Origin of the sequence: Phenylobacterium sp. (assembly GCF_036677185.1) — a bacterium.
Lineage (GTDB): Bacteria > Pseudomonadota > Alphaproteobacteria > Caulobacterales > Caulobacteraceae > Phenylobacterium.
This window is the reverse complement of record NZ_JAKFEN010000019.1, coordinates 125,970-151,604: the sequence shown is the minus strand read 5'-3', so window position 1 is coordinate 151,604 and position 25,635 is coordinate 125,970. Positions and strand designations below refer to the sequence as shown.

Genomic DNA, 25,635 nt, shown 5'->3' with positions numbered 1-25,635 from the left:
GGCGATTGACCAGGGTCAAGGCGTCCGGCGCGGTTTCCGGCTAGAGCCGCCGGCATGATCAGCACCACCGCCGCCCGCCGCGCCTATGCAGGGCCGGCGCTCTTCAGCTTCGGCTTCCGCCCGTTCTTCTTCCTCGGCGCCATCTGGAGCGCGCTGGTCGTACCGCTTTGGCTGTTTAGCTACTTCCATGGCGGATCGGCCGCCTTGACCCGCGAGTGGCACATCCACGAGATGATCTTCGGCTTTCTCGGCGCGGTCATTGCGGGCTTCCTCACCACGGCGGTGCCCAACTGGACCGGCCGGATGCCGGTCATCGGCGCGCCGCTCGCCGGGCTGGTGTCGCTCTGGGTCCTGGGGCGGGTGGCGATGCTGTTCCAGGACAGCCTGGGGCCCGCGGCGGCGGTGGCCGACAGCCTCTTCCTCCTGGCCTTCGCCGCCGTGATCTGGCGCGAGGTGCTCGCGGGCCGCAACTGGCGCAACCTGCCGGTTTGCGGACTGATCACGCTGTTCGCCCTGTCCAACGTCGCATTTCACCTGCCGGTCGAAGCCGCCGCCGACGTCGGGGTTCGCCTCGCCCTGGGGGCCGCGACCCTGCTGATCGGGCTGATCGGCGGACGGATCGTCCCGAGCTTCACGCGCAACTGGATGAAGTCGCGGTCCTTTGCGCCCGAGCCGTCGACTTTTGGAACCGTCGATAGGGTCGCGCTCGGCTTGACGGTCGTCGGCGCGGGTCTCTGGGTGGCCGCACCGCAGGCGCCGGCGACCGGCGCCGCCCTCGTGCTCGCCGGCGCCGCCCATTTCGTCCGCCTCGCGCGGTGGCGCGGCTGGCGCGCGGCCGCCGAGCCGCTCGTCTGGATCCTGCACCTGGGCTACGGCTGGCTTGGAGCGTCGCTGCTGCTTATCGGCGGCGCCTCGCTCGATCCTGATCTCGTGCCCCGCTCCGCGGGTATCCACGCCCTGACGGCGGGCGCCGTCGGCGTGATGACCCTGGCGGTGATGACGCGCGCGACGCGCGGTCATACGGGACGCCCGCTCGCGGCGGACACCGGCACGACGGTGATCTACCTGGCGATCAACGCCGCGGCGCTGCTGCGCGTCGCCGCCACGTTCGCCGGTGCAAGCCAGCCCCTCCTGCTCACGGCCTCGGGCCTGGTCTGGTCATTGGCGTTCGGCGGCTTCGCGGTGGCCTACGGACGGATGCTCGTCCTGCCGCGCCCCAGCGCGGCCTGATCTGGGTCAAGGCGCCTCCCGCGCTTGGAAAGGAGCCAAGTTTGGACGATCTCGTCGACGGCTTCGGTCGCCGTTTCCACTATCTGCGTCTCTCGGTCACCGAGGTCTGCAACTTCCGTTGCACCTATTGTCTGCCGGACGGCTTCAAGAAGTCGGCCCCGCTGACCTTCCTGACGCCGCTGGAATGCGAGCGCGTCGTGCGGGCCTTCGCCGAGTTGGGCGTCTCCAAGATCCGGCTGACCGGCGGGGAGCCGAGCGTGCGGCGCGACCTGCCCGAGATCATCGCGCGGACGGCCGCCATGCCGGGCGTCGCCAAGGTTTGCATCACCACCAACGGCTGGAACCTGGACCGCCAGGTCGCGGGTTGGCGCGACGCGGGCCTCACCAACCTGAATGTCAGTATCGACAGCCTCGACCGGGAGACGTTCCGCCGGATCACGGGCCATGACCGGTTGCCGTCGGTGGTCGCCGGGCTCGATCGGGCGCTGTCGCTTGGCGTGCCGAACGTGAAGGTCAACGGCGTCCTGATCCGCGACACTGTCGAGGCGGGGTTCGAGGCCTTCACCGCATTCGTCCGGACCCGGCCGGTGGCGGTGCGGTTCATCGAACTGATGCGCACGGGCGACAACGCCGAGTATTTCGCCGACCAGCACGTGCCGGAAAGCGTCCTGACCGACTGGCTTGCGGCGCGCGGCTGGTCTCCTCGCCCACGCGCCTTCGATGACGGCCCGGCGGTGGAAATGGTTCACCCCGACCATGCCGGCCGAATCGGCCTGATCGCGCCCTATGCCCGGGGCTTTTGCGACAGCTGCAACCGACTGCGGATCACCGCGCGGGGTCAGCTGCGGCTTTGCCTGTTCGGCGAACTCGGGGTCGGTCTCAAGGATTTGCTGGACGTCGACGAGCCGGAGGCGCTTCGCGCGAGGATCCTGTCGGCGCTGGCCGGCAAGCCGGCCGGCCACCGGCTGCACGAAGGCGATAGCGGCGACACTCGCCAACTGGCGCAGTTCGGCGGCTAGGCGGCCGGCGGGGAGCCTGACGAGCGCGGGCGCCGTGTCAGGCGGCTCGGGATCGGCCGTCGCCGAGCGGCCAACGCTCGCGCTGCGCCTTGCCGGTGACCCCGTCCGAGACGGGCTGGTGATTGTCGATCAACGGATCGGGCTTGGCGAGCCGCTCCAGCGCCGCGGGCCGGGTGATGGTCACGGATGGCCCGTGGACCTCGACCCCGTAGTCGGCTAGGGCGGCCAGCGAGCGCGAAAGGTTTTCCGGTGTCATGCCGAGCAGGGACGCGAGCGTGCGCTTCTCGTGGGGTAGGGTGAAGGTAAGGTCCGCACCCTGGCGATGCCGCTGCGTGATCAGGTAGTTGGCGAGCCGTTCCAGTCCGCCGCGCAGCTTCTGATTTTTCAGGCTCCGCACCAGTCCGCGATAGCACCCCGCCATCTCCTCGGCCACCGCGACCGCGAAGCGCGCATCCTCCGACATGACCCGCCGGATCGCGGCCCCGGACAGCATCAGGATGTCCGATCGTTCGACCGTGCGCGCGCTCATCAGGCCGTCGGCGTCCAGCACGACGGCGGCGAGGATGAAGGTCGACACGGGCCGCAGGATCGCCAGTGTCGTCTCCTTGTCGTTCCAGCTGCCCTCAAGCTCGACGATGCCGTCCAGCAGCACATAGAGAAAATCGACTTGGTCGCCCTCGAGGAGCAGGGTGGTGCCGGCGGGGAACCGCTGCAGGAAGGCGCCTCCGGTGAGCGTCCGGAATGTGTCGCTTGAGCATCCGGAGAACAGGGGTAAGGCCCTGACCCGATCCAGATCGCCGTCCCTCATCTCCGCGCGCCCCAATGATGCCAGTTTGGGCTCAGATGCCGTGTCGCCGCGGGGCGCGCCTTGATTTGCGTCAATCGGCAAATGCGCTTGATGTGCGTCAAGCGGGCAAATGATCCAAGTCCACCAATACGCAATTCTACTTAAGGCTCCGCCGCAACGGGCCGTTATTTCTGTGAAAATTTCACCGTTTTCATGAGGCGATTGATCATCATCAAACGCTCACGGCGTCGACTGCTGCACTGACGGGGAGAAGTGGCGCCATCGGGCTCCGCCCTCAGGTTTGAGATCCCCGTGACAAACGCTTCGCCCTCGTCTCACCCTGGCGCCAACGCCGCCCTCGGCATGAGCACCTTCGCGTTCACCGCCTGCTTCGCGGTCTGGACCGTGTTCTCGATCATCGGGATCCAGATCAAGCGGGAGCTGGGCCTCACGGAAGCCGAGTTCGGTCTCCTGGCCGGCACACCGATCCTGACCGGATCGCTGATCCGTGTGCCGCTGGGCATCTGGGCCGACCAGATGGGCGGCCGGATCGTGAACCTCGCCCTGATGCTTTCCGCCGCGCTCGCGACCTGGCTGCTCTCTTACGCCGAGACTTATCCGCAGTTCCTGCTGGCGGCGCTCGGGGTGGGCCTGGCGGGCGGCAGCTTCTCGGTGGGCGTGGCCTACGTCTCGAAGTTCTTCTCCAAGGCCCGGCAGGGTACGGCCCTGGGCGTCTTCGGCGCCGGTAACGTCGGCGCGGCCGTCACCAAGTTCGCCGCTCCCTTCGTGATGTTGGCCTTCGGATGGCAGTCCGTGGCGCAGGTCTGGGCGAGCGCCCTGGCCGTCATCGCGCTCGTCTATTTCGTTACGACGCGCGACGACCCGGACCTGGTGGCGCGCCGCGTCAGCGGCGCCAAGGCCACCCCGGCGCTGATGCAACTCGAGCCGCTACGCAAGCTGCAGGTCTGGCGCTTCGCGCTCTACTACTTCTTCTGCTTCGGCGCCTTCGTGGCCCTGTCGCTGTGGCTGCCGCACTACCTCGTGGCCGTCTACCATCTGCCGCTGATCGCGGCCGGCATACTGGCGGCGGCCTATTCGATCCCGGGGTCGCTGTTCCGGGTGTTCGGCGGCTGGCTGTCCGATCGGATCGGCGCGCGTCGGGTGATGTACATCACCTTCGGCGTCAGCGTCGTCTGCACCTTCCTGCTGTCCTATCCGGCGACGACCTACATCGTCGATGGCATCGACGGCCCGATCACCTTCCGGCTCTCGCTGGGCTTGGTCCCGTTCGTCATCCTGCTGTTCTGCCTCGGGTTCGCCATGAGCCTGGGCAAGGCGGCGGTCTACAAGCACATCCCGGTCTACTACCCGGAAACCATCGGATCGGTCGGCGGCCTGGTCGGGATGATCGGCGGCCTGGGCGGCTTCGTCCTGCCGATCGCCTTTGGCGCGCTGAACGACCTGACCCATGTCTGGACCAGCTGCTTCATGCTGCTCTTCCTGCTGGTGGCCGGAGCGCTCGCCTGGATGCACCTGGCCATCGGCCGGATGGAGCGCGCCCGCACGCCCAGCCTGCGCGACCTGCCCGAGCTGCCCGAGATGGCTGGCCTTCAACCGAACCCGACGCCCGCGCGCGCCGCGGCGGCGCTTAAGGCGGCCGAATGACCCCTCAAGGGAGACACGTCCCCATGGCCAAATCAGGTCGAGTGTTGACCGACTGGCGCCCGGAAGATCCGGCGTTCTGGTCGCAGACCGGCAAGTCCATCGCCAGCCGCAATCTTTGGATCTCGGTCCCGAACCTGCTGCTGGCCTTCTCGGTTTGGATGGTCTGGTCGATGGTCGTGGCGAAGCTGAAGCTCGTCGGCTTCACCTTCACCACGGACCAGCTCTTCTGGCTTACCGCCCTCCCGGCGCTTTCCGGCGCGACGCTGCGGATCTTTTACAGCTTCCTGGTCCCGATCCTGGGCGGGCGGTTGTGGACCACGATCTCGACTCTGTCGTTGCTGATCCCGGCGATCGGCATCGGCCTGGCCGTGCAGAACCCGCAGACGCCCTATTGGGTGTTCGTGGCCCTGGCCCTGGGCTGCGGCCTCGGCGGCGGCAATTTCGCGTCGTCGATGGCCAACATCTCCTTCTTCTTCCCGAAGAGCGGGAAGGGCAACGCGCTCGCCATCAACGCCGGCTTCGGTAACCTCGGCGTCAGCGTCATGCAATTCGTGGTGCCGCTCGTGGTCACGCTGGGCGCCTTCGCCCCGGTGGTCGGCGCGCCGCAGGTGGCCGTGGAGAAGGGCGTCGAGACGCAGGTCTGGCTGCAGAACGCCGGCTTCGTCTGGGTCCCGTTCATCATCGCCGCGGCGGTCGCCGCCTGGGCTGGCATGAACGATATCGCCTCGGCCCGCGCTTCCTTCGCCGAGCAGGCGGTGGTGTTCAAGCGCAAGCACAACTGGGTCATCTGCTGGCTCTACCTGGGCACCTTCGGCTCGTTCATCGGCTTTTCGGCGGCCTTCCCCCTGCTGATGAAGACCCTGTTCCCCAGCGTGCCTGTCATGCAGCTGGTGTTCCTCGGCCCGCTGGTCGGCGCGGCCTCCCGGGCGCTCACCGGGTGGGTGTCCGACAAGTGCGGCGGCCAGAACGTCACCCACTGGGTGTTCCTGGCCCTGGCCGCGGGCGTGCTTGGCGTGCTGCACAGCGTGGGCGGCCTTGGCGCCCCGTCGTCCTTCCCGCTCTTCTTCGCCAGTTTCATGTGGCTGTTCTTCTGGACCGGGGTCGGCAACGCCTCGACCTTCCAGATGATCCCCGCGATCGTGCGGGCGGACATGCCGCGCCTGCTGCCGGATACCGACGGCCCGACGCGCCTGAAGACGGCCGAAATGGAGTCCGCCGCGATCGTCGGCTTCAGCTCCGCCATCGGCGCCTTCGGGGGCTTCTTCATTCCGCTGGCGTTCGGCAACTCCATGAAGGCCACCGGCGGTCCCGCGACGGCGCTCGTCGTGTTCCTCGCCTTCTATCTCAGCTGCGTCGCGGTGAACTGGGCCTTCTACGGCCGCAAGACCTCCCTGCTGCACGCCCCGTCGCAATCGTCGAAAATGGAACTCGCGGCATGAGCCATACCCTTGACCGCCTGGCGTTCTTCACGCGCAAGACCGAGCTGTTCTCGAACGGCCACGGCGTGCTCAACGACGACGACCGCACCTGGGAGCAGGCCTACCGGGACCGCTGGCAGCACGACAAGGTCGTGCGCTCCACCCACGGGGTGAACTGCACGGGCTCGTGCTCGTGGAAGATCTACGTCAAGGGCGGGATCGTCACCTGGGAGACCCAGCAGACCGACTATCCCCGGACCCGGCCGGACCTGCCCAACCACGAGCCGCGCGGCTGCGCGCGGGGCGCCAGCTACAGCTGGTACCTCTATTCCGCGAACCGGGTGAAGTATCCGCTGATCCGCTCGCGCCTGCTGAAGCTGTGGCGCGCGGCGCGCGCGACGCGCAGCCCGGTCGCCGCCTGGGCCTCGATCCAGGCCGACCCGGTCCAGCGTGCGTCCTATGTGACCATGCGCGGCGCCGGCGGCTTCATTCGCGCCACCTGGGACGAGGTCACCGAGATCATCGCGGCGGCCAACGCGCACACCATCAAGGCCTGGGGTCCGGATCGGATCTTCGGCTTCTCGCCGATCCCGGCCATGTCGATGGTCTCCTACGCGGCCGGCGCGCGCTACTTGCAGCTGATCGGCGGGGTCTGCGGGTCGTTCTACGACTGGTATTGCGACCTGCCGCCGGCCTCGCCCCAGACCTGGGGCGAGCAGACCGACGTCGCCGAGAGCGCGGACTGGTTCAACTCCGGTTTCATCATGCTGTGGGGCTCCAACGTCCCGCAGACGCGGACGCCCGACGCCCACTTCTACACCGAGGCCCGCTATCGCGGCGCGAAGTCGGTGGTGATCTGCCCGGACTACTCCGAGGCCTCGAAGTTCTCCGACCTGTGGCTGGCCGTGAAGCAGGGGACCGACGCGGCGCTCGGCATGGCGTTCGGCCATGTGATCCTCAAGGAGTTTCACGTCGACCGGCAGGTGCCGTATTTCCGGGAATACCTGCGGAAATATTCCGACCTGCCGATGCTGGTCCGCCTGGTTCCGCAGGACGGCGCCTATGTGCCCGAGCGCCTGTTGCGGGCCGCCGAGTTCGACCAGGCCCTGGGCGAAACCAACAACCCCGACTGGAAGACCGTCGCCGTCGACGAGGCCACCGGCGAGGTCATCGTGCCGAACGGCTCCATCGGCTTCCGCTGGGGCGAGGACGGCAAGTGGAACCTCGAGGAGAAGGACGGGGCCGGTCGCGAGACCTCCCTGCGCCTGGGTCTAAAAGGCGTCCACGACGAGGTCGCCGCCGTACGCTTCCCCTATTTCGGCGGCGCCGCCACCAACGGCTTCGCCATGACCGACCACCCGGACGTGCTGGTCCGCAACGTGCCGGTCAAGCGCATGATGCTGCCGGAGGGCGAGACCCTGGTGGCCTGCGTCTACGACCTATTCCTCGCCAACTACGGCGTCGACCAGGGCTTCGGCGGCGCCCACATGCCGGCCAGCTACGACGAGGTCGAGCCCTACTCGCCGGCGTGGGCGGAAGCCATCACTTCGGTGCCGAAGGATCAGATCATCGCCGTCGCCCGCGGCTTCGCCGGCAACGCCGAGAAGACCGACGGCAAGTCGATGGTGATCATCGGCGCGGCGATGAACCACTGGTTCCACATGGACATGAACTACCGCGCCGTCATCAACATGCTGGTGATGTGCGGGTGCGTCGGCCAGACCGGCGGCGGCTGGGCGCACTATGTCGGCCAGGAGAAACTCAGGCCGCAGACCGGCTGGGCGCCGCTGGCCTTCGCCACCGACTGGATCAAGCCGCCCCGGCAGCAGAACTCGACCTCGTTCTTCTACGCCCACTCCGACCAGTGGCGCTATGAGACCGTCGAGATGAGCGAAATCCTCTCGCCCACCGCCCCGCAAGGCGTCTGGGACGGGGCGATGATCGACTTCAACGCCAAGGCCGAACGGATGGGCTGGCTGCCCTCGGCGCCGGCCTTGAAGACCAATCCGCTTGAGGTGGCCAAGGCGGCGGCCGCCGCGGGCCAGGACCCCAAGGCCTACGCGCTCGCCCAGCTGAAGAGCGGCGAGCTCGAGATGTCCTGCATGGACCCGGACGACCCGGCCAACTGGCCGCGCAACATGTTCATCTGGCGCTCCAACCTTCTGGGCTCTTCTGGCAAGGGCCACGAGTACTTCCTCAAGCATCTGCTGGGCGCGAGCCATGGCGTCCAGGGCAAGAACCTGGGCGAGGACGGGCGGCGCAAGCCCAACGACGTGGCCTGGCATGAGCAGGCGCCGGAGGGAAAGCTCGACCTGCTGGTCACGCTCGACTTCCGGATGTCCACGACGGCGGTCTATTCAGACATCGTGCTTCCGACCGCCACCTGGTACGAGAAGAACGACCTCAACACCTCCGACATGCACCCCTTCATCCATCCGCTCTCGGCGGCGGTGGACCCTGCGTGGGAGTCGAAGTCGGACTGGGAGATCTTCAAGGCCATCGCCAAGACCTTCTCGGCCGTGGCGCCGGAGGTGCTGGGGGTCGAGAAGGACGTCGTCCTCACCCCGATCCAGCACGACAGCGCCGCCGAACTGGCCCAGCCGTTCGATGTCCGCGACTGGTCCAAGGGCGAGTGCGAGGCGATCCCCGGCAAGACCATGCCGCAGATCACCGTGGTCGAGCGCGACTATCCCAACACCTTCAGGCGGTTCACGGCGCTCGGTCCGCTGCTCAAGGCCTCCGGCAACGGCGGCAAGGGCATCGGCTGGAAGACCGACCACGAGGTCGACCTGCTCACCGCCCTGAACGGCGCGGTGCTGGAGGAAGGCCAGACCAAGGGCCTGGCCCGCATCGAAACCGATATCGACGCTTGCGAGACCATCCTGGTGCTGGCGCCGGAAACCAACGGCGAGGTCGCGGTCAAGGCCTGGGAAGCCCTCGAGAAGCAGACCGGCCGCGAGCACATCCATCTGGCCCTGCCCAAGGAAGACGAGAAGATCCGCTTCCGCGACCTGCTGGCCCAGCCGCGCAAGATCATCACCTCGCCGACCTGGTCTGGCATCGAGAGCGAGAAGGTCTGCTACACGGCCGGCTGGACCAATGTCCACGAGCTGATCCCCTGGCGGACCCTGACCGGGCGCCAGCAGCTCTACCAGGACCATGAGTGGATGCGGGCCTTCGGCGAGGCGCTCTGCGTCTACCGCCCGCCGATCGATCTCAAGACCACCTACGTCCAGGGCCAGAAGCCCAACGGCGAGAAGGAGATCGTCCTCAACTTCATCACGCCGCACCAGAAATGGGGCATCCACTCCACCTACTCAGACAACCTGATGATGCTGACCCTGAACCGGGGCGGTCCGGTCATCTGGGTCTCCGAGGTGGACGCCAGGAAGGCGGGCCTGGTCGACAACGACTGGGTCGAGGCCTTCAACGCCAACGGGGCGCTGACGGCGCGCGTCGTGGTCTCCCAGCGCATCCGTGAGGGTACGACCTTCATGTACCACGCGCAGGAAAAGATCGTGAATACGCCGGGATCGCAGATCACCGGCAAGCGCGGCGGCATCCACAACTCCGTGACCCGCACGGTGCTGAAGCCGACCCACATGATCGGCGGCTACGCCCAGCTCGCCTATGGCTTCAACTACTACGGCACCGTCGGCTCGAACCGCGACGAGTTCGTCGTGCTTCGCAAGATGACCAAGGTCGACTGGCTCGAAGAACCCCTCAACGCCAAGGATTTCGCCCAATGAAGGTCCGCGCCCAGATCGGCATGGTGCTGAATCTCGACAAGTGCATCGGGTGTCACACCTGCTCAGTGACCTGCAAAAACGTGTGGACCAACCGCGAAGGCGTTGAATACGCCTGGTTCAACAACGTCGAGACCAAGCCCGGCGTCGGCTTCCCTCGCGACTGGGAGAACCAGAAGCGCTGGAACGGCGGCTGGACCCGCAAGGCCAACGGCAAGATCGAGCCCAAGATGGGCGCCAAGTGGCGGATTCTGGCCAAGATCTTCGCCAATCCCGACCTGCCGGAGATCGACGACTACTACGAGCCCTTCGATTTCGACTACGGCCACCTGCAGACCGCGCCGGAGATGAAGGCGTTCCCGACCGCACGGCCGCGTTCGAAGATCACCGGCCATCGGATGGAGAAGATCGAGCGCGGCCCGAACTGGGAAGAGATCCTGGGCGGCGAGTTCGCCAAGCGCTCGGCCGACTACAATTTCGAGGGCGTCGAGAAGGAGATCTACGGCCAGTTCGAGAACACCTTCATGATGTACCTGCCGAGGCTGTGCGAGCACTGCCTCAACCCCACCTGCGTGGCCGCGTGCCCTTCCGGCGCGATCTACAAGCGGGAGGAGGACGGCATCGTCCTGATCGACCAGGACAAGTGCCGCGGCTGGCGTATGTGCGTCTCGGCGTGCCCCTACAAGAAAATCTACTACAACTGGGAATCCGGAAAGTCGGAGAAGTGCACCTTCTGCTTCCCTCGCATCGAGGTCGGCCAGCCGACCGTTTGCTCGGAAACCTGCGTCGGACGGATCCGCTATCTCGGCGTGCTGCTTTACGATGCCGACCGCATCGAGGCCGCCGCCAGCACCCCTGACGACCAGGACCTCTACCAGGCCCAGCTCGACGTCTTCCTCGACCCCTCCGACCCGGCGGTGATCGCCCAGGCCCGCGCCGACGGCGTGCCGGAAGCCTGGCTGGACGCGGCCCGCAAGAGCCCAGTCTACAAGATGGCGATCGACTGGAAGATCGCCTTCCCGCTGCACCCGGAATACCGGACCCTGCCCATGGTCTGGTATGTGCCGCCGCTCTCGCCGATCCAGAACGCGGCGGCGGCCGGGGCCATCGAGATGGACGGCGAAATGCCCGACGTCCATTCGCTGCGCATCCCGGTCAAGTATCTGGCGAACCTGCTGACCGCCGGCCGCGAGGCGCCCATCGAGCTGGCGCTGAGACGCATGCTGGCCATGCGCGGCTACATGCGCGCCAAGACTGTGGAGGGCCTCGTCGACCACAAGCTGGCGGGAAGCGTCGATCTCACCGCCGCCCAGATCGACGAGATGTACCGCTACCTGGCGATCGCCAACTACGAGGACCGTTTCGTCATCCCGTCCGCCCACCGCGAGGTGGCCGAGGACGCCTACGACATGCGCGGCTCCTGCGGCTTCTCGTTCGGCAACGGCTGCTCGGGCGGGCGCACGGAACTCGGGCTGTTCGGCCCCAACAAGCGCAGCCGCGCCAAAACCCCGATGGAGGCCTGACCCATGGCCCGAACCTACCAGGCTCTTGCGCACCTGCTCACCTATCCGACGCCCGACCTGCAGCGGCTCGCCCCCGAGGCCCTGGCGCTGATCGAGGCCGAAGCGCTGGTCCCGAGGACCATCCGCCAGGCCCTGCGCCGGCTGGTCGCCGAGATCACCGGTGGCGACATCTACGATCTGCAGGAGGCCTATACCGAGCTCTTTGACCGCACCCGGTCCCTCTCGCTCAACCTCTATGAGCACGTGCACGGCGAGAGCCGTGACCGCGGCGAGGCCATGGTCGCCCTGGCCGAGCTCTATCGCGCCCACGACCTGCACCTGTCGGTCAACGAATTGCCGGACTTCCTGCCGGTGTTCCTGGAATTCCTGTCCACCCTGCCGCCGGCGCAGGCCGCGTCCCTGCTGGGCGAGGCCACCCATGTGCTCGACGCCATGGGCGAGCGGCTGAAGACCCGGGGCAGCGCCTATCGCGCGATCTTCGGGGCTCTCGCGAAACTGGCTTCGCAGGCCGCCGATCCGGGAGCCCTGGCCGCCCTGCTGAGCGAGCCCGATGAGGACCCCAACGACCTGGACGCCATCGACAAGGCCTGGGCGGAGACCGCGGTCACCTTCGGTCCGTCCGATGTCGGCTGCCCCAAGGCCAGCGCCCTGGTCGACGCCATGATGGCCGAGCCGGGTCGTCAGCCGCGCCGCGCCGCCGCCAGCGCCTGAGGTTCGCCATGCAACTCCTCAACCAAATCCTGTTCGGGATCTATCCCTACATCGCTCTGTCCGTGCTCGCCCTGGGGTCGGTGATCCGGTTCGACCGCGAGCAGTACACCTGGCGCTCCGGCTCCTCCCAGCTCCTGCGCCGCAAACAGCTGGTGATGGGCTCGGTGCTCTTCCACGTGGGAGTCCTGACCATCTTCGCCGGCCATTTCGTGGGCCTGCTGACCCCGATATGGGTGTTCGACGCCCTGGGCGTCCCGCACGGCGCCAAGCAGATCCTGGCCATGGCCGCCGGTGGCGTCGCCGGCGTCCTGTGCTTGGTCGGCGGCATGATGCTTCTCCATCGCCGGCTGTTCGATCCGCGGATCCGGGCCACCTCCAGCTTCGGCGACACAGCCATCCTCATCCTGCTGATGACCCAGCTCATCCTCGGCCTGGCGACCATTCCGGTCTCGGCGGGCCACCTCGACGGCCACGAAATGCTCAAGTTCATGACCTGGGCGCAGGGGGTCTTCACGTTCCGGCCGGGGATCGCCGACCTGGTGGCGGACGTGCACCCGATCTTCAAGGCGCACCTGGTCCTGGGCATGACCATCCTGCTGGTCTTCCCGTTCACGCGCCTCGTCCACATGCTCTCGGCGCCGGTCTGGTACCTGAACCGGCGCGGCTGGCAGTTGGTGCGCACCAGGCGGGCCATGCCGCTACGGCGCGAGACGGCCGCGCCCACCTATGCCGCCGTCGCCAAGCTCCCCCGCGACACCGTCGAGGCCGTCCGGCCCGACGCCCTCAAGGCCGCGGAGTAGCCGCATGACCACCGCCACCGTCGTTGTCGAAGGCGTCGAGATCCCGGAATTCCTCATCGCCGAGGAAGTCCAGCATCATCCGAGTGCGAACCCGCTCGAGGCCCGCACGGCTGCGGGCAAGGCGCTGGCCGTCAAGGCGCTCCTGCTGCACCGCGCCGACGAGCTCGGCCTCGTCGCCCAGCCGCTGACCGACGAAGACGGCCGCGAGGAGACGGTCGAGGAGGCGCTGATCCGCGCCACCCTCGACGCCGAGGTCGATATCGATCCGCCGGGGGAGGCCGAATGCCGCCGCGTCTATGAGGCGCAACGCGCGCGGTTCTCGACGCCGGTCCTGACCGAAGCGGCCCATATCCTGATCGAGCCCCAGACGGACGACGCCGAAGGCTGGGACGATGCGCGCCGGACCGCCCAGGCCACGCTGGACCAGCTCATCCGACGGCCCACCCAGTTCGCCGAACTCGCCAAGTCGGTGTCGGCCTGTCCCTCCGGCGAGGTCGGCGGCTCGCTCGGCCAGCTAGGCCCCGGCGATGTGGTGGGCGAGGTCGAGCGCGCGCTCGCCGGTCTCGAGCCGAGCGAGATCCTGGCGAACCCCGTGCGTTCGCGCTTCGGCTGGCACGTGCTCAAGCTGGAGCGGCGCATCGAGGGCAGGGTGCTGCCCTTCGAATACGTCGAGGAGAAGATCCGCCTGCATCTGGAAAGCCGCGCCTGGGCCGCGGCGGCGACGCGCTACGTGTCCGAACTCGCCGATCGCGCCCGCGCCCAGGGCGTCGCCTTCAGCCTGACCCGTGACGGCCGCTTCGCCGAGGGCTCCCTGTCCCTGGGCGAGATGCTGGCCGACGGCGCATCGGCCGCGCGCCTGGAGGCCTGGCTCGAGGCCAGCGACCCAGCGCTGGCGGGCCGCGTGCGCGACGCCGCCAAGGCGGAGGACCTCGAGGTCGCCACCTTCGTGCGCCGCGCCGCGCGCCATTTCGTGGACCACGCCGACGACGAAGGCTGGACCCAGCTGATCTCGGCCTCGCAAGGGAGCGCCGACCCGGCGGTCGCGGCGATGGCCTCGATCCTGAAGACCAAGCTGACGCCCAAGGCCCACGCCCACACCTACACGATCATCAAGAGGAGATAGGGTTGCGCCTTGTCCCATTGCTCCTCGCGGCCCTGGCCTTTCCGTCCTTGGCGGCGGCGGCCGACGCCCCGCCCGGCGACATCATCCTCGACGCGCGCCTGCGCTATGAGGCGGTCTCGCAGGACGGGTTCGCCAAGGACGCCCAGGCGCTGACCCTGCGCACCCGCCTGGGCTACGAGACGCCGGCCTGGCGGGGGTTCAAGGCCCTGGCCGAGGTCGAGAACGTCACCGCCCTCGACGAGGGCTACAACAGCACCACCAACGGCAAGCTCGGCCATCCCGTCGTCGCCGACCCGGAAGTCACCGAACTCAACCGCGCCCAGGTCTCCTGGGCCGGCAAGCAGGCGGAGTTGGTGGCGGGCCGGCAACGGATCGTCTTCGGCAACGCCCGCTTCGTCGGCAATGTCGGCTTCCGGCAGAATGAGCAGACCTACGACGCCCTGAAGGCGGTGGTTCGGCCGACCAAGGAGCTCGCCGTCACCTACGCCTATGTCGACCGGGTCCATCGGGTGTTCGGCCACCACAGCGTCCAGGGCGAGTGGGACAGCGACAGTCATCTCGTCCAGGCGGAGCTCAAGACGGGCGCGGGGCAGGTGACCGGCTACGGCTACCTGCTCGACTTCGACAACGCGCCCACCCAGTCCAACGCCACCTGGGGCGCCCGCTTCGCGGGCGCGCAACCGTTTCACCCAGGCCTCGCAGTCACTTACGAGGCGGAGTTCGCGCGGCAGACGGACCATCGCAACAGCCCGACGGATTTCACGCTCGACTACTTGGATCTCGGCGTCGGCCTGAAGGGCCCGGTCCACTGGGCCACGGTTGGCTTCGAACGCCTGGGCGGCGACGGCCGCCGCGGTTTTCAGACGCCGCTGGCGACGCTGTTCGCCTATCAGGGCTGGGCCGACGTCTTTCTCACGACGCCTCCGGGCGGCGTGCGCGATCTCAATCTGCGTGCCGGGACGACCATCGAGATGGGGTCGAAGTCGCTGCCGGTGAAGCTGCAGGCGGTCGCCCACGACTTCGCCGACGACGACGGTTCGCGGCGCTACGGGCGCGAGGTCGACTTCATGGCCAGCGTGCCCCTCACCAAGATCCTGAGCGCGGAGGTCAGGGCGGCTTTCTTCGAAGGCGCGCGGCCGGGGTTCGCGGATCGCCACAAGGTGTGGCTGACCCTCGAAGCCAAGTACTAGGCGGAGGAGGGGACGCCATGGCGCCGAACCGAGCCAGGGTCGCGGAAACGCCGGACGACCTGCTGTCCGATCCCATCGCCTGGTTCTTCGCCGAGCACCAACGTCACCGTCAGTTCTGCGATCTCATGCAGCGGATGTCGATGGCGACGACCTATGACGAGGAGGTGCTGCGCTGGCTCCTGGATTTCGTGGTCCACGAGCTGGCCTTGCATGTGCTGGACGAGGAAGAGGACCTGTTTCCCCTGATGCGGGCCCGGGCCCAGCCGGAGGACGACCTCGACAAGGTGTTGAAGCGCCTGTCCGGCGAGCACGCCAAGGATCTCACCCGGGCCGCGGCGGTCCGCCAACACCTGGAAACCTGCCTGCGCCAGCAGGTCCCCATCAGCCGCAACAATGTACGCCGCCGGGCCCTGGAAAGCTTCGCCATCCAGGAGCGCAGCCATCTGGCGCTTGAGAACGCGGTCGTCCTGCCGATCGCCCGACTGCGTCTCACCGAGCGCGACCTCGTGGATCTCTCAAACCGGCTGGCGACGCGTCGGGGCATCGCCAGGCGTCCGGCCAAACGCGCCGGCGCGGCTAAGGCGGCACGGCGGTGAGCCGGGCCCTGGCGCGGGCCGACCGCAGCCTATTCACCCACCCAAGCCCCTGAAGGAGCGCTGCCATGGATTTCAATTTCACCGAGCGCGAGACCCACTGGCGCGATCACGTGCGCGCCTTCATGGCCGCCCACGTCTATCCGGCCGTTCCGATCTACCAGCAGCAGATGGCGGTGGAGGGCGCCGCGCGCTGGCGGATCATCCCGATCGTCGAGGAACTGAAGGCCCGGGCCTATTCCGAAGGCCTGTGGAACCTGTTCCTCGCCCCGTCTGAGCATGATGAGGTCGAGGATCAGGGACCCGGCCTGAGCAATCTCGAATACGCGCTCTGCGCCGAGGAGATGGGCCGCGTCGGCTTCGCCTCCGAGGTGTTCAACTGCTCGGCGCCCGACACCGGCAACATGGAGGTGCTGCGAAACTACGGCTCGGCGGCCCAGAAGGCCCAGTGGCTGCGCCCGCTGATGGCGGGCGAGATCCGCTCCGCTTTCCTGATGACCGAGCCGGACGTGGCCTCTTCGGATGCCACCAATATCCAGACCTCGATCCGCCGCGATGGCGACAGCTATGTCATCAACGGTCGCAAGTGGTGGTCCTCCGGCGTCGGCGATCCGCGCTGCAAGGTCGCGATCCTGATGGGCAAGACCGATCCGGACGGGGCCAAACACGCCCAGCAGTCCCAGATCCTGGTGCCCACCGACGCGCCTGGGTTCGAGGTCGTGCGCATGCTGCCGGTGTTCGGCTACGATGACGCGCCGCACGGCCACGCCGAGGTGCTTCTGCGCGACGTCCGGGTGCCCGCCGAGAATCTCATCTTGGGGGAGGGGCGGGGCTTCGAGATCGCCCAGGGCCGCCTGGGGCCCGGCCGCATCCACCATTGCATGCGCGCGCTGGGGGCCACCGAGGTCGCCCTGGAGAAGATGGTCGACCGGCTGCTGTCGCGCGTCGCCTTCGGAAAACGACTGGCGGACCAGTCGGTATGGGAACAGCGCATCGGCGAGGCGCGGCTCGACATCGAGATGACCCGGCTCCTGTGCCTGAAGGCCGCCGACATGATGGACAAGGTCGGCAACAAGGCCGCCCAGCTCGAAATCGCGATGATCAAGGTCGCCGCGCCCCGGACCGCCCTCAAGGTGCTGGATGACGCGATGCAGGCCCATGGCGGCGGCGGGATGTCCGAGGACTTCGGCCTTGCCCGCGCCTACGCCGGCATGCGGTCGCTGCGCATCGCGGACGGCCCCGACGAGGTGCATCTGCGCGCCATCTCGAAGCTCGAGATCGGACGCCACGGCGCACGGATGCGTGCCTGGCGCGAGGGGGCCGTGGCCACGCCGGTCGCCTAGCCGATTGACGGCATGGCCAACGCCGTCGCGGTCACCGCGCGCGGTTGGCGACCAGGTGGTCGACCACCGCGGGGTCCGCGAGGGTTGACGTGTCGCCCAGGTCGTCGAGCCGGTTCTCGGCGATCTTGCGCAGGATGCGGCGCATGATCTTGCCGGAGCGGGTCTTCGGCATGCCGGGCGCCCATTGGATCACGTCGGGCGTGGCGATGGGGCCGATCTCGCGCCGCACCCAGGCCACCAGTTCGGCGCGCAGGCGCTCGTCCGCGACCGCCTCGGCCGTCACGGTGACATAGGCGTAGATGCCCTGGCCCTTCAGGTCGTGCGGGAAGCCGACCACGGCCGCCTCGGCGATCGCCGGGTGGGCCACCAGGGCGGACTCCAGCTCGGCCGAGCCCAGCCGATGGCCCGAGACGTTGATCACGTCATCGATCCGGCCGGTGATCCAGTAGTCGCCGTCCGCGTCGCGGCGGGCGCCGTCGCCGGTGAAGTACCGTCTCGGGAAGGTCGAGAAATAGGTCTCGAAGAACCGCTCGGGATCGCCCCAGATGCTGCGCGCCTGCCCAGGCCAGCTGTCGGAGAGGCAGAGCGCGCCCTCGGCGGGGCCGGTCAGGACCTGGCCATTCGCGTCGAGCAGCTCCAGCTCGACGCCCGGCAGGGGCTGGGTGGCCGAACCGGGCTTGGGCGGAGCCGCGCCCGGCAGCGGCGAGATCAGGATGCCGCCGGTTTCGGTCTGCCACCAGGTGTCGACGATCGGGCAGCGGCCGTCGCCCACCACCTCGTGATACCAGCGCCAGACCTCGGGATTGATCGGCTCGCCCACCGAGCCCAGCAGGCGCAGGCTGGCCCGCGAGGCGGCCTTCACCGGCGCATCGCCCTCGCGCATCAGGGTCCGAAGCGCGGTGGGCGCGGTGTAGAACACCTCCACCTGGTGCTTGTCGATCACCTGCCAGAAGCGCCCCTCGTCCGGCCAGGTGGGCACACCCTCGAAGATCAGGCTGGTCCCGCCGTTGGCGAGGGGGCCGTAGACCAGGTAGCTGTGCCCGGTGATCCAGCCCACGTCGGCGGTGCACCAGAACACCTCGCCCGGCTGGCAGCCGAACACCAGCCCGTGGGTCCAGGCCGCCCAGAAGAGATAGCCGCCGGTGGTGTGCACCACGCCCTTCGGCTTTCCGGTCGAGCCCGAGGTGTAGAGGATGAACAGCGGATCTTCCGCAGCCATCGGCTCAAGCGGGCAGTCGGCGGGGACCTTGGCCGCCTCGACCGCGTAGTCGTGGTCCCGATCCGCGCGCATGGCCGCCGCCGCGCCGGTGCGCCGCACCACCAGCACGCTGGCGACGTCGGGACACCGCTCGAGAGCGGCGTCGACATTGGCCTTCAGGGCGACTCGCCGACCGCCGCGAACGCCCTCGTCGGCGGTGATCACCACTCGCGCCCCGCAGTCCTCGATCCGTCCGGCGAGGCTCTCGGGCGAGAACCCGCCGAACACCACAGAATGCACCGCCCCGATGCGCGCGCAGGCCAGCATGGCGACCGCGGCTTCCGGGATCATCGGGAGGTAGACCGCTACCCGGTCGCCCTTGCCCACGCCGTGGGCCCTGAGCACGTTGGCCATCCGGCAGACCTCGGCGTGCAGCTCGGCATAGGTGATCCGCCGCGACAGGGCGGGGTCATCGGCCTCCCAGATCAGCGCCGTCTGGTCGGCGCGCGCCGGCAGGTGACGGTCGACACAGTTGGCGCAGGCGTTCAGAATCCCGTCGGCGAACCAGCGGATACGGAAGTCCTCGCGGCGGAAGCTGACGTCCTTCACGGTCGTGAACGGGACCATCCAATCCAGCCGCTGGGCGGCCTCGCCCCAGAAGCGGTCGGGGTCCTCCCGGACGGCCTGGACGGCGCGCGCGTAGGCGGCGGGGGCCATGGTCAGAAGCTCGCCTTGAGGGTGGCCACCGCGCGGGACTTGAAGCGGTCGCCACGGCCGTGGACGTCGGTGTCGTGGTAGCGCAGGTCGACCACGACGCGGCCGAAGGCACGGCTGGCGCCCAGGTTCCAGGTCCAGTAGTCGCCGCCGGCCGTCATGTCCTGGCGCCCGACCCCGCCGGCCAGGCTCCAGCCGGCGAGCGGCGGCGCCGAGGCGTTGGCTTCCACATAGGTTCCGGCCTTGCCCGAGCCCCAATAGTCCGGCGTCCAGGCGACCAGCCCGCCGAGGCGCGCGCCGGAGACGGGAACGCTGGCGCCGGCCTTCAGCTCGACGGTGTCGATGTCGATGTGGCGCGGCTGGTTCACATAGCCGTAGCGGACCACGCCGAAGTCCAGGTCGACGCCGGCCAGCTTGGGCTTCCAGCCCGCGTAGAGGTCGTACTCGGCGTCGATCGAGTTGCCGAAGTCGACGTTCTCCGCCCCGGCGCCGGCGTAGAACTGCCCGGCCGAGAGGTTCAGGGCGGCGAAGGCGAACGGCTTGGAATCGGTCTGGCTCACGCCGCGGAAGACGTAGTCGCTGGCTCCGCCGACGGTGACGGAGAGCTTCTGGGCCTGGGCGGTCCCCGCCGCGGCGAGGGCGGCGAGGGCGAGGAGCGGGATGAGGCGCCGGCTTGGCATGGGACGTTTCCTTGTTGTTGGCGGCGCGTGCGCGACCGCAGCCGGCCGCTGTGCGGGCCGGGTTGAAGAGGCGAGAGGTGAGGCGGGGCCGGCGCGGCTTGCGCGCCGGCCGAGGCGGCTCAGAAGAAGCCGAGCTTCTTGGGGCTGTAGCTGACCAGCAGGTTCTTGGTCTGCTGGTAGTGGTCGAGCATCATCCGGTGGGTCTCACGGCCGATGCCGGACTGCTTGTAGCCGCCGAACGCCGCGTGGGCGGGATAGGCGTGGTAGCAGTTGGTCCAGACACGGCCCGCCTGTATCTCCCGGCCGAACCGGTAGCAGCGGTTGATGTCGCGGCTCCAGACGCCGGCGCCCAGGCCATAGAGGGTGTCATTGGCGATCGCCAAAGCCTCGTCGTCATCCTTGAAGGTGGTCACCGAAACCACCGGGCCGAAGATCTCCTCCTGGAAGATCCTCATCTTGTTGTGACCCTTGAACACAGTTGGCTGCACGTAGAAGCCGCCGGCCAGGTCACCCGCCAGCAGGGCGCGGTCGCCGCCGGTCAGAACCTCGGCGCCTTCCTCGCGGCCGATGGCGATGTAGCCCATGATCTTCTCCAGTTGCTCGCCGGAGGCCTGGGCGCCGAGCATGGTGGCCGGATCCAGCGGGTCGCCCTGGACGATGGCCTCGACGCGCTTCAGGGCGCGTTCCATGAAGCGCTCGTAGATGGACTCATGGATCAGCGCGCGGCTGGGACAGGTGCACACTTCGCCCTGGTTCAAGGCGAACATCACGAAGCCCTCGATGGCCTTGTCGAAATAGTCGTCGTCCGCGTCGGCCACGTCCTCGAAAAAGATGTTGGGGCTCTTGCCGCCCAGCTCCAGGGTCACCGGGATCAGGTTCTGGCTGGCGTATTGCATGATCAGCCGCCCCGTCGTGGTCTCGCCGGTGAAGGCGATCTTGGCGATGCGCGGGCTTGAGGCCAGCGGCTTGCCGGCCTCCAGGCCATAGCCATTGACGATGTTGAGGGTCCCAGGCGGCAGCAGGTCGCCGATCAGGTCCGCCCAGAGCAGGATGGAGGCGGGGGTCTGCTCGGCCGGCTTCAGCACCACGCAATTGCCGGCGGCCAGGGCTGGGGCCAGCTTCCAACAGGCCATCAGCAGCGGGAAGTTCCAGGGGATGATCTGGCCCACCACGCCCAGCGGCTCGTGGAAGTGGTAGGCGATGGTCTCACGGTCGATCTCGGAGACCCCGCCTTCCTGAGCGCGGATGCAGCCGGCGAAATAGCGGAAGTGGTCGACGGCCAGCGGCAAGTCGGCGGCCGTGGTCTCGCGGATCGGCTTGCCGTTGTCCCAGGTCTCGGCCGCGGCCAGGAGGTCGAGGTTTTCCTCCATCCGCTGAGCGATGGCGTTCAGGATCACCGCGCGCTCTGCTGCGCTGGTGCGGCCCCAGGCGTCTTTGGCGGCGTGGGCGGCGTCGAGGGCGTCCTCGACGTCCCTGGCGTCAGATCGGGCGACCTCGCATAGGACCTGGCCGTTCACCGGTGAGGTGTTCTCGAAGTAGCGGCCGGAGATCGGCTCGGCCCAGCGGCCGCCGATGAAGTTGCCATAGCGCGCCTTGAAGGGCGGTTTGGCGGTGCGCTGCAATTCAAGCTTGGTCATGATTTCCTCCTGATCGCGCCGTATTCGGTCGCTTGGCGATCAGGATTCGCCCGGTGGGCCGGAGAGTCAGTCCTCTCGTCGAACGTCGTTCACCGATGTGTCGCAGAAGTGCGACAGTTTGCGGTCGCGATCAGTCGGACTTGCGCAAACCGAGGCGGTTCATCTTCCGATGGAGGGTCGCGCGGCTCAGGCCCAGGCTCCTGGCGGCCTTGGAGACGTTGTGGTCGGCGCGGGCCAGCGCGCGCTGCACCACCCCGCGCTCGGCCGCCAGGAAGTCCTCTTCCTGGGCGTCGTTCAGGATTGTACAGGCCGGCAGGCCCGCGGCCAGGCGGTCGCCGGAGATCCCGTAGAGCCGCCGCGCGGCGCGGGTGGCGCCTATCACCAGGTCGTCGTGATCGACCGCCAGCAGGGCGCCGGCGTCGCGGTCGGGCTCCGGTCCCAACAGGATGCGCGCGCCGTTGAACATGCGCCGGAAGTGCGCCGCCTCGATGCGCCGCGCCGCCTCGCCCACGGCGTTGCCGATCAGCGACACCATGGCGCTGTCCAGATCGCGCCGGTAGGACGAGACGTCCAGCACCCCGGCCAGCCGACCCTCGTGATCGTAGACGGGTGCGGCGGTGCAGGTGAGGTTGGTGTTCTGGGTGAAGAAGTGCTGGTCGCGGTGGATGGTGAGCGCGCGGCTCTCGGCCAGCGCCGTGCCGATGCCGTTGGTGCCCTCGCGCGCCTCGTCCCAGACCATCCCGGTCCAGAGGCCGGCGCGCTGGAACCCATCGTCGTCGGACGGCGCGCCGCGCCGCGCCAGCGGAATGGCCTCGTGGTCCGTGAGCAGGATGCAGCAACCTGAGTTCCCGACCGCCTCGAACAGGCGGTCCAGCGCGGGCTCGGCGGCCTGCAGCATCAGGGCGAAGCGGTCGCGCGCCTCGTCGAGCCGGGCCTGCTCGACCCGCTCTGGTCGGCGGGGGCTCTCGGGGTCCAGGCCGTAGTCGTTCAGCGAACGGACCCACGAGGCGGCGATCGCCGATCGCGCGGCGGCCGAGCTGTCCGTGGCGACGGCGAAGACGCGTTCGGCATGATGACGGGTACGACCGTACGTCATCGTTTCCTTATCGTTTCCTTCCAGCGTTCGTGGACTGTATCGCCCCCGTTGGATCGAGCCAACGCTCGCTCAGCCCGGTTCGCCGTGACAGAAATCAAATTCGCGGAGAGATCAGAGAGACGCGGTGGCGGCCGCGCGCCGCTTGATCTATCCGCGCGGTGACTTGATCTCCATCAAAGATGACGGAGGCGTCATCTTTTAAGGTCGCTCCAACCCGATCATCCAGACGGGATAGGAGACGCCCCATGCTGAAGGTCCACGAAGTGAAAGGGCCGCCGACGGCCGTGCAGTATTTCGACGACGAAGACCTCGCCAAGCGGTTGACGGACCGCGATGTCGAGGTCATCCGCGAGATCTTCAACACGCCGCTGACCGGCTCATATAACTGGGACTACGAGACCGCCAATTCGAAGATCCGGCGTCTCTATGAGCTGGGCAAGCGGTTCAACTGGAACACCGAGCTCGACATCGACTGGAACCAGCCGGCGCCGGTGCGGTCGGAGGGCCAGGTGAGCGAAGGGCCGGAGGGCTATGCCGGGCATCCGAAGTGGGAGGCGCTGACGCCGGCCCAGAAGCGTGAGTTCCAGCACCGTTCGAACGCCCAGACCCTGTCGCAATTCCTGCACGGCGAGCAGGGCGCGTTGATGGTCGCCTCGCAACTCGTGAGCTGCGCCCCGACCCATGACGCCAAGCTCTATGCGGCCTCCCAGACCTTCGACGAGGCGCGCCATGTCGAGGTCTTCCACAAGTACCTGATGGAACGCTGCCGGATGATCTATCCGATCAATCCCAGCCTGAAGTTCCTGCTCGACAAGGTGCTCACCGATCCGCGCTGGGACCTGAAGTTCATCGGCATGCAGATCCTCATCGAGGGCCTGGCGCTGGCCGCCTTCCAGACCATCCACCAGACCACCGAGGACCCGCTGCTGCGCGACGTGGTGGGGCTGGTCATGCGCGACGAGGGGCGCCACGTGGCCTTCGGGGTCAACTATCTCGAGGACTGGATCAGGGCCCTGCCGCAGGACCAGATCGAGGAGCGGGCCCAGTTCGCCTATGAAGCCTGCGTGGTCATGCGCGACCGCCTCGTCTCGACCAACGTCGCCCAGGAGTTCGGGTTCACCGAGGCGGAGGCCATCGAGATCAACAACGCCACCCAGGGCGGGCGGGCGTTCCGGACCTTCCTGTTCGAACGGATGATCCCGAATCTGAAGCGCATCGGCCTGCTCACCGACGCGATCCGCCCGAAATTCGAGGCGCTGGGCGTGCTGCAGTTCGAAAACCTGAAGCACGACGGTCAGATCGAATGGGCGACTCTCGAGGCGCCCCTGATGCGCGGCGATTCCGTGATCGCGGCCTGATCCGGACGTTTTGGTCCCGGAGGCGCCCCGGGCCGAATGTCGATGACTTGGAGGGCCTTTGGTGGTCCTCCAAGTGCTTGAGCACTTGGAGGACCATGGTGCCGCCGGGCAGGATTGAACTGCCGACCTCAGCCTTACCAAGGATGCGCTCTACCACTGAGCTACGGCGGCGAAAAGGCGAGGGCGGGGCTATAGCCAAAGCCTGGGCCCGCGTGAAGCCCAAAAGCGCCGAAAGGCGTCTTGACGCGGTCGCCGTCTCGCCGCACCCCGGTCGCGCATGGAAAAACCGCAGAAGACGGCCGCCGAGGAGCGCGAGGCCAAACTCGCCGCGGCGCTGCGCGCCAATCTGCGCCGCCGCAAGAGCGCTGGACGAGTCGCGCCGCCCGCCAAGCCCCAGGAGCCCGAGACCTCATCGTGATCGGGGCCGACTTTGCGCCGGTCGCCGCGCAGGCTAGATAGCGGCAAAGGCCCCCGAGCGCGCGCGGCGCGCCGGCCACCTTCGAGGGACGAATTTGGATCGCATCGCCATCATCGGCGGCGCGCGGCTGGAGGGTGTGATCCCCATCAGCGGCGCCAAGAACTCCGCCATCAAGCTGATGGCCGCCAGCCTGCTCACCGACGAACCGCTGCGGCTCACCAATATGCCGCGCCTGGCCGACACCCGGTTCCTGGGCCATCTGCTCCAGCGACTGGGGACGCAGGTCGAGGAGCGCGACGGCGAGGATGGGGCCGAGACGCTGCTGCACACGCGCGAGATCGTCAGCGGCATCGCGCCCTATGACCTGGTTCGCCAGATGCGGGCGTCCTTCAACGTGCTAGGCCCGCTGATCGCGCGCACGGGACAGGCCAAGGTGTCGCTGCCCGGCGGCTGCACCATCGGCGCACGGCCCGTGGACCTGCACCTGGAGGCGCTGCGGACCCTGGGCGCGACCATCGATCTGCATGAGGGCTACGTCTACGCCCAGGCGCCGCGCGGCCTGATCGGGGCGGAGATCGTCTTTCCCTTCGTCTCGGTCGGCGCCACGGAGCACGCCATGCTGGCGGCCGTGCTGGCGCGGGGCGAGACGGTGCTGACCAACGCCGCCTGCGAGCCTGAGCTCGCCGACCTGGCCGACTGCCTCAACAAGATGGGGGCGAAGGTCACCGGCGCGGGGACTTCGACGATCCGCATCGACGGCGTTTCACGCCTGACCGGGGCGACCCACTCGGTGATCCCCGACCGCATCGAGACCGGCACCTTCGCCCTGGCCGCGGCTATGGCCGGGGGCGAGGTCCGCTTGACCCGCACCCGCAGCGATTTCATCGACACCCTGCTGGACAAGATGGAAGAGGCCGGGGTCGGCGTGACCCGCCACGAGGACGGCGCCACCATCAAGCGGAACGGCGGCCGGCTGCAGGCGGTAGAGATCGAGACCGATCCCTATCCCGGCTTCGCCACCGATCTGCAGGCGCAGTTCATGGCCCTGATGACCCTGGCCGACGGCGAGAGCGTCATCCGCGAGACCATCTTCGAGAACCGCTTCATGCACGCGCCCGAGCTGGCGCGGCTAGGCGCCGACATCTCGGTGTCCGGCGGCGAGGCCCGGGTTCGCGGCGTCGAGGCCCTGGAGGGCGCGCCGGTGATGGCCACGGACCTGCGCGCGTCGGTCAGCCTGGTGATCGCGGCCCTGGCGGCCCGCGGCGAGACCATGGTCAACCGCGTCTATCACCTGGACCGCGGCTTCGAGCGCCTGGAAGAAAAGCTCGGCGCCTGCGGCGCCCAGATCCGCCGCATCGCCGGCGATGGCGAGTCGGAGGCCTGACG

Annotated in this window: 20 protein-coding genes and 1 tRNA gene; 15 read left to right on the top strand and 6 right to left on the bottom strand. The window is 68.2% G+C overall.

Going from position 1 to position 25,635, the window contains the following annotated elements; translation table 11 throughout:
• Positions 1-54: 54 nt before the first annotated feature.
• The gene (locus V6M51_RS10235) at positions 55-1,230 is read left to right on the top strand and encodes an NnrS family protein (RefSeq protein WP_332766854.1); all 1,176 of its coding nucleotides are present in this window, start codon (positions 55-57) and stop codon (positions 1,228-1,230) included.
• A 41-nt stretch (positions 1,231-1,271) separates the two neighbouring features.
• Positions 1,272-2,249: a GTP 3',8-cyclase MoaA gene (moaA, locus tag V6M51_RS10230; RefSeq protein WP_332766852.1), complete on the top strand. Its 978-nt coding sequence runs from the start codon at positions 1,272-1,274 to the stop codon at positions 2,247-2,249.
• Between the two features lie 37 nt (positions 2,250-2,286).
• On the opposite strand, the gene ftrB is transcribed toward moaA, so the two are convergent.
• On the bottom strand, positions 2,287-3,057 hold the full coding sequence (gene ftrB, locus V6M51_RS10225; RefSeq protein WP_332766850.1) for a transcriptional activator FtrB: 771 nt from the start codon (positions 3,055-3,057) through the stop codon (positions 2,287-2,289).
• Positions 3,058-3,348: 291 nt separating this feature from the next.
• Between ftrB and V6M51_RS10220 the strand changes: the two genes are divergently transcribed.
• From V6M51_RS10220 to V6M51_RS10175, 10 genes are all read left to right on the top strand, one after another.
• Positions 3,349-4,701 (top strand): MFS transporter, encoded by a 1,353-nt coding sequence (locus V6M51_RS10220; RefSeq protein ID WP_332766848.1) that lies wholly within the window; start codon positions 3,349-3,351, stop codon positions 4,699-4,701.
• Positions 4,702-4,724: 23 nt separating this feature from the next.
• Positions 4,725-6,140 carry an MFS transporter gene (locus V6M51_RS10215; protein ID WP_332766846.1) on the top strand — a complete coding sequence of 472 codons (1,416 nt, stop codon included), beginning with the start codon at positions 4,725-4,727 and terminating at the stop codon, positions 6,138-6,140.
• Entirely contained in the window at positions 6,137-9,868 is a 3,732-nt protein-coding gene (locus tag V6M51_RS10210; RefSeq protein WP_332766844.1) for a nitrate reductase subunit alpha, read from the top strand. Before V6M51_RS10215 ends, V6M51_RS10210 begins: the two co-directional genes overlap by 4 nt.
• A complete protein-coding gene (narH, locus tag V6M51_RS10205; RefSeq protein WP_332766842.1) occupies positions 9,865-11,388 on the top strand; it encodes a nitrate reductase subunit beta in 1,524 nt (507 codons plus the stop codon). The genes V6M51_RS10210 and narH overlap by 4 nt, the downstream gene beginning before the upstream one ends.
• A 3-nt stretch (positions 11,389-11,391) precedes the next feature.
• Positions 11,392-12,099, top strand: a complete 708-nt coding sequence (narJ, locus tag V6M51_RS10200) for a nitrate reductase molybdenum cofactor assembly chaperone (protein ID WP_332766840.1) — start codon at positions 11,392-11,394, stop codon at positions 12,097-12,099.
• A gap of 8 nt (positions 12,100-12,107) precedes the next feature.
• A complete protein-coding gene (gene narI / locus V6M51_RS10195) occupies positions 12,108-12,899 on the top strand; it encodes a respiratory nitrate reductase subunit gamma (RefSeq protein ID WP_332766839.1) in 792 nt (263 codons plus the stop codon).
• 4 nt (positions 12,900-12,903) lie between these two features.
• Positions 12,904-14,022 carry a peptidylprolyl isomerase gene (locus tag V6M51_RS10190; protein WP_332766838.1) on the top strand — a complete coding sequence of 373 codons (1,119 nt, stop codon included), beginning with the start codon at positions 12,904-12,906 and terminating at the stop codon, positions 14,020-14,022.
• Between the two features lie 2 nt (positions 14,023-14,024).
• Positions 14,025-15,212 (top strand): hypothetical protein, encoded by a 1,188-nt coding sequence (locus tag V6M51_RS10185; RefSeq protein ID WP_332766836.1) that lies wholly within the window; start codon positions 14,025-14,027, stop codon positions 15,210-15,212.
• A gap of 17 nt (positions 15,213-15,229) precedes the next feature.
• Positions 15,230-15,808: a hemerythrin domain-containing protein gene (locus tag V6M51_RS10180; RefSeq protein ID WP_332766834.1), complete on the top strand. Its 579-nt coding sequence runs from the start codon at positions 15,230-15,232 to the stop codon at positions 15,806-15,808.
• A 65-nt stretch (positions 15,809-15,873) separates the two neighbouring features.
• On the top strand, positions 15,874-17,148 hold the full coding sequence (locus V6M51_RS10175) for an acyl-CoA dehydrogenase family protein (protein WP_332766832.1): 1,275 nt from the start codon (positions 15,874-15,876) through the stop codon (positions 17,146-17,148).
• A 31-nt stretch (positions 17,149-17,179) separates the two neighbouring features.
• Here V6M51_RS10175 and acs read toward each other — a convergent pair whose 3' ends face one another.
• The 4 genes from acs to V6M51_RS10155 all read right to left on the bottom strand — a co-directional run bounded on the left by acs (position 17,180) and on the right by V6M51_RS10155 (position 22,473).
• A complete protein-coding gene (acs, locus tag V6M51_RS10170; RefSeq protein WP_332766830.1) occupies positions 17,180-19,063 on the bottom strand; it encodes an acetate--CoA ligase in 1,884 nt (627 codons plus the stop codon).
• A 2-nt stretch (positions 19,064-19,065) separates the two neighbouring features.
• The gene (locus V6M51_RS10165; RefSeq protein ID WP_332766828.1) at positions 19,066-19,740 is read right to left on the bottom strand and encodes a TorF family putative porin; all 675 of its coding nucleotides are present in this window, start codon (positions 19,738-19,740) and stop codon (positions 19,066-19,068) included.
• 119 nt (positions 19,741-19,859) lie between these two features.
• Positions 19,860-21,377 carry an aldehyde dehydrogenase gene (gene adh / locus V6M51_RS10160; RefSeq protein WP_332766826.1) on the bottom strand — a complete coding sequence of 506 codons (1,518 nt, stop codon included), beginning with the start codon at positions 21,375-21,377 and terminating at the stop codon, positions 19,860-19,862.
• A gap of 130 nt (positions 21,378-21,507) precedes the next feature.
• The gene (locus V6M51_RS10155) at positions 21,508-22,473 is read right to left on the bottom strand and encodes a GAF domain-containing protein (RefSeq protein ID WP_332766824.1); all 966 of its coding nucleotides are present in this window, start codon (positions 22,471-22,473) and stop codon (positions 21,508-21,510) included.
• A gap of 245 nt (positions 22,474-22,718) precedes the next feature.
• Between V6M51_RS10155 and V6M51_RS10150 the strand changes: the two genes are divergently transcribed.
• A complete protein-coding gene (locus V6M51_RS10150; protein WP_332766822.1) occupies positions 22,719-23,831 on the top strand; it encodes a ferritin-like domain-containing protein in 1,113 nt (370 codons plus the stop codon).
• Positions 23,832-23,927: 96 nt separating this feature from the next.
• On the opposite strand, the gene V6M51_RS10145 is transcribed toward V6M51_RS10150, so the two are convergent.
• Positions 23,928-24,002 (bottom strand) — tRNA-Thr (locus V6M51_RS10145).
• 106 nt (positions 24,003-24,108) lie between these two features.
• Between V6M51_RS10145 and V6M51_RS10140 the strand changes: the two genes are divergently transcribed.
• Both V6M51_RS10140 and murA read left to right on the top strand, forming a co-directional pair.
• Positions 24,109-24,249: a hypothetical protein gene (locus V6M51_RS10140; RefSeq protein ID WP_332766821.1), complete on the top strand. Its 141-nt coding sequence runs from the start codon at positions 24,109-24,111 to the stop codon at positions 24,247-24,249.
• Positions 24,250-24,343: 94 nt separating this feature from the next.
• Positions 24,344-25,633, top strand: coding sequence for a UDP-N-acetylglucosamine 1-carboxyvinyltransferase (murA, locus tag V6M51_RS10135; protein ID WP_332766819.1), 1,290 nt, complete (start codon positions 24,344-24,346; stop codon positions 25,631-25,633).
• Positions 25,634-25,635: the final 2 nt, after the last annotated feature.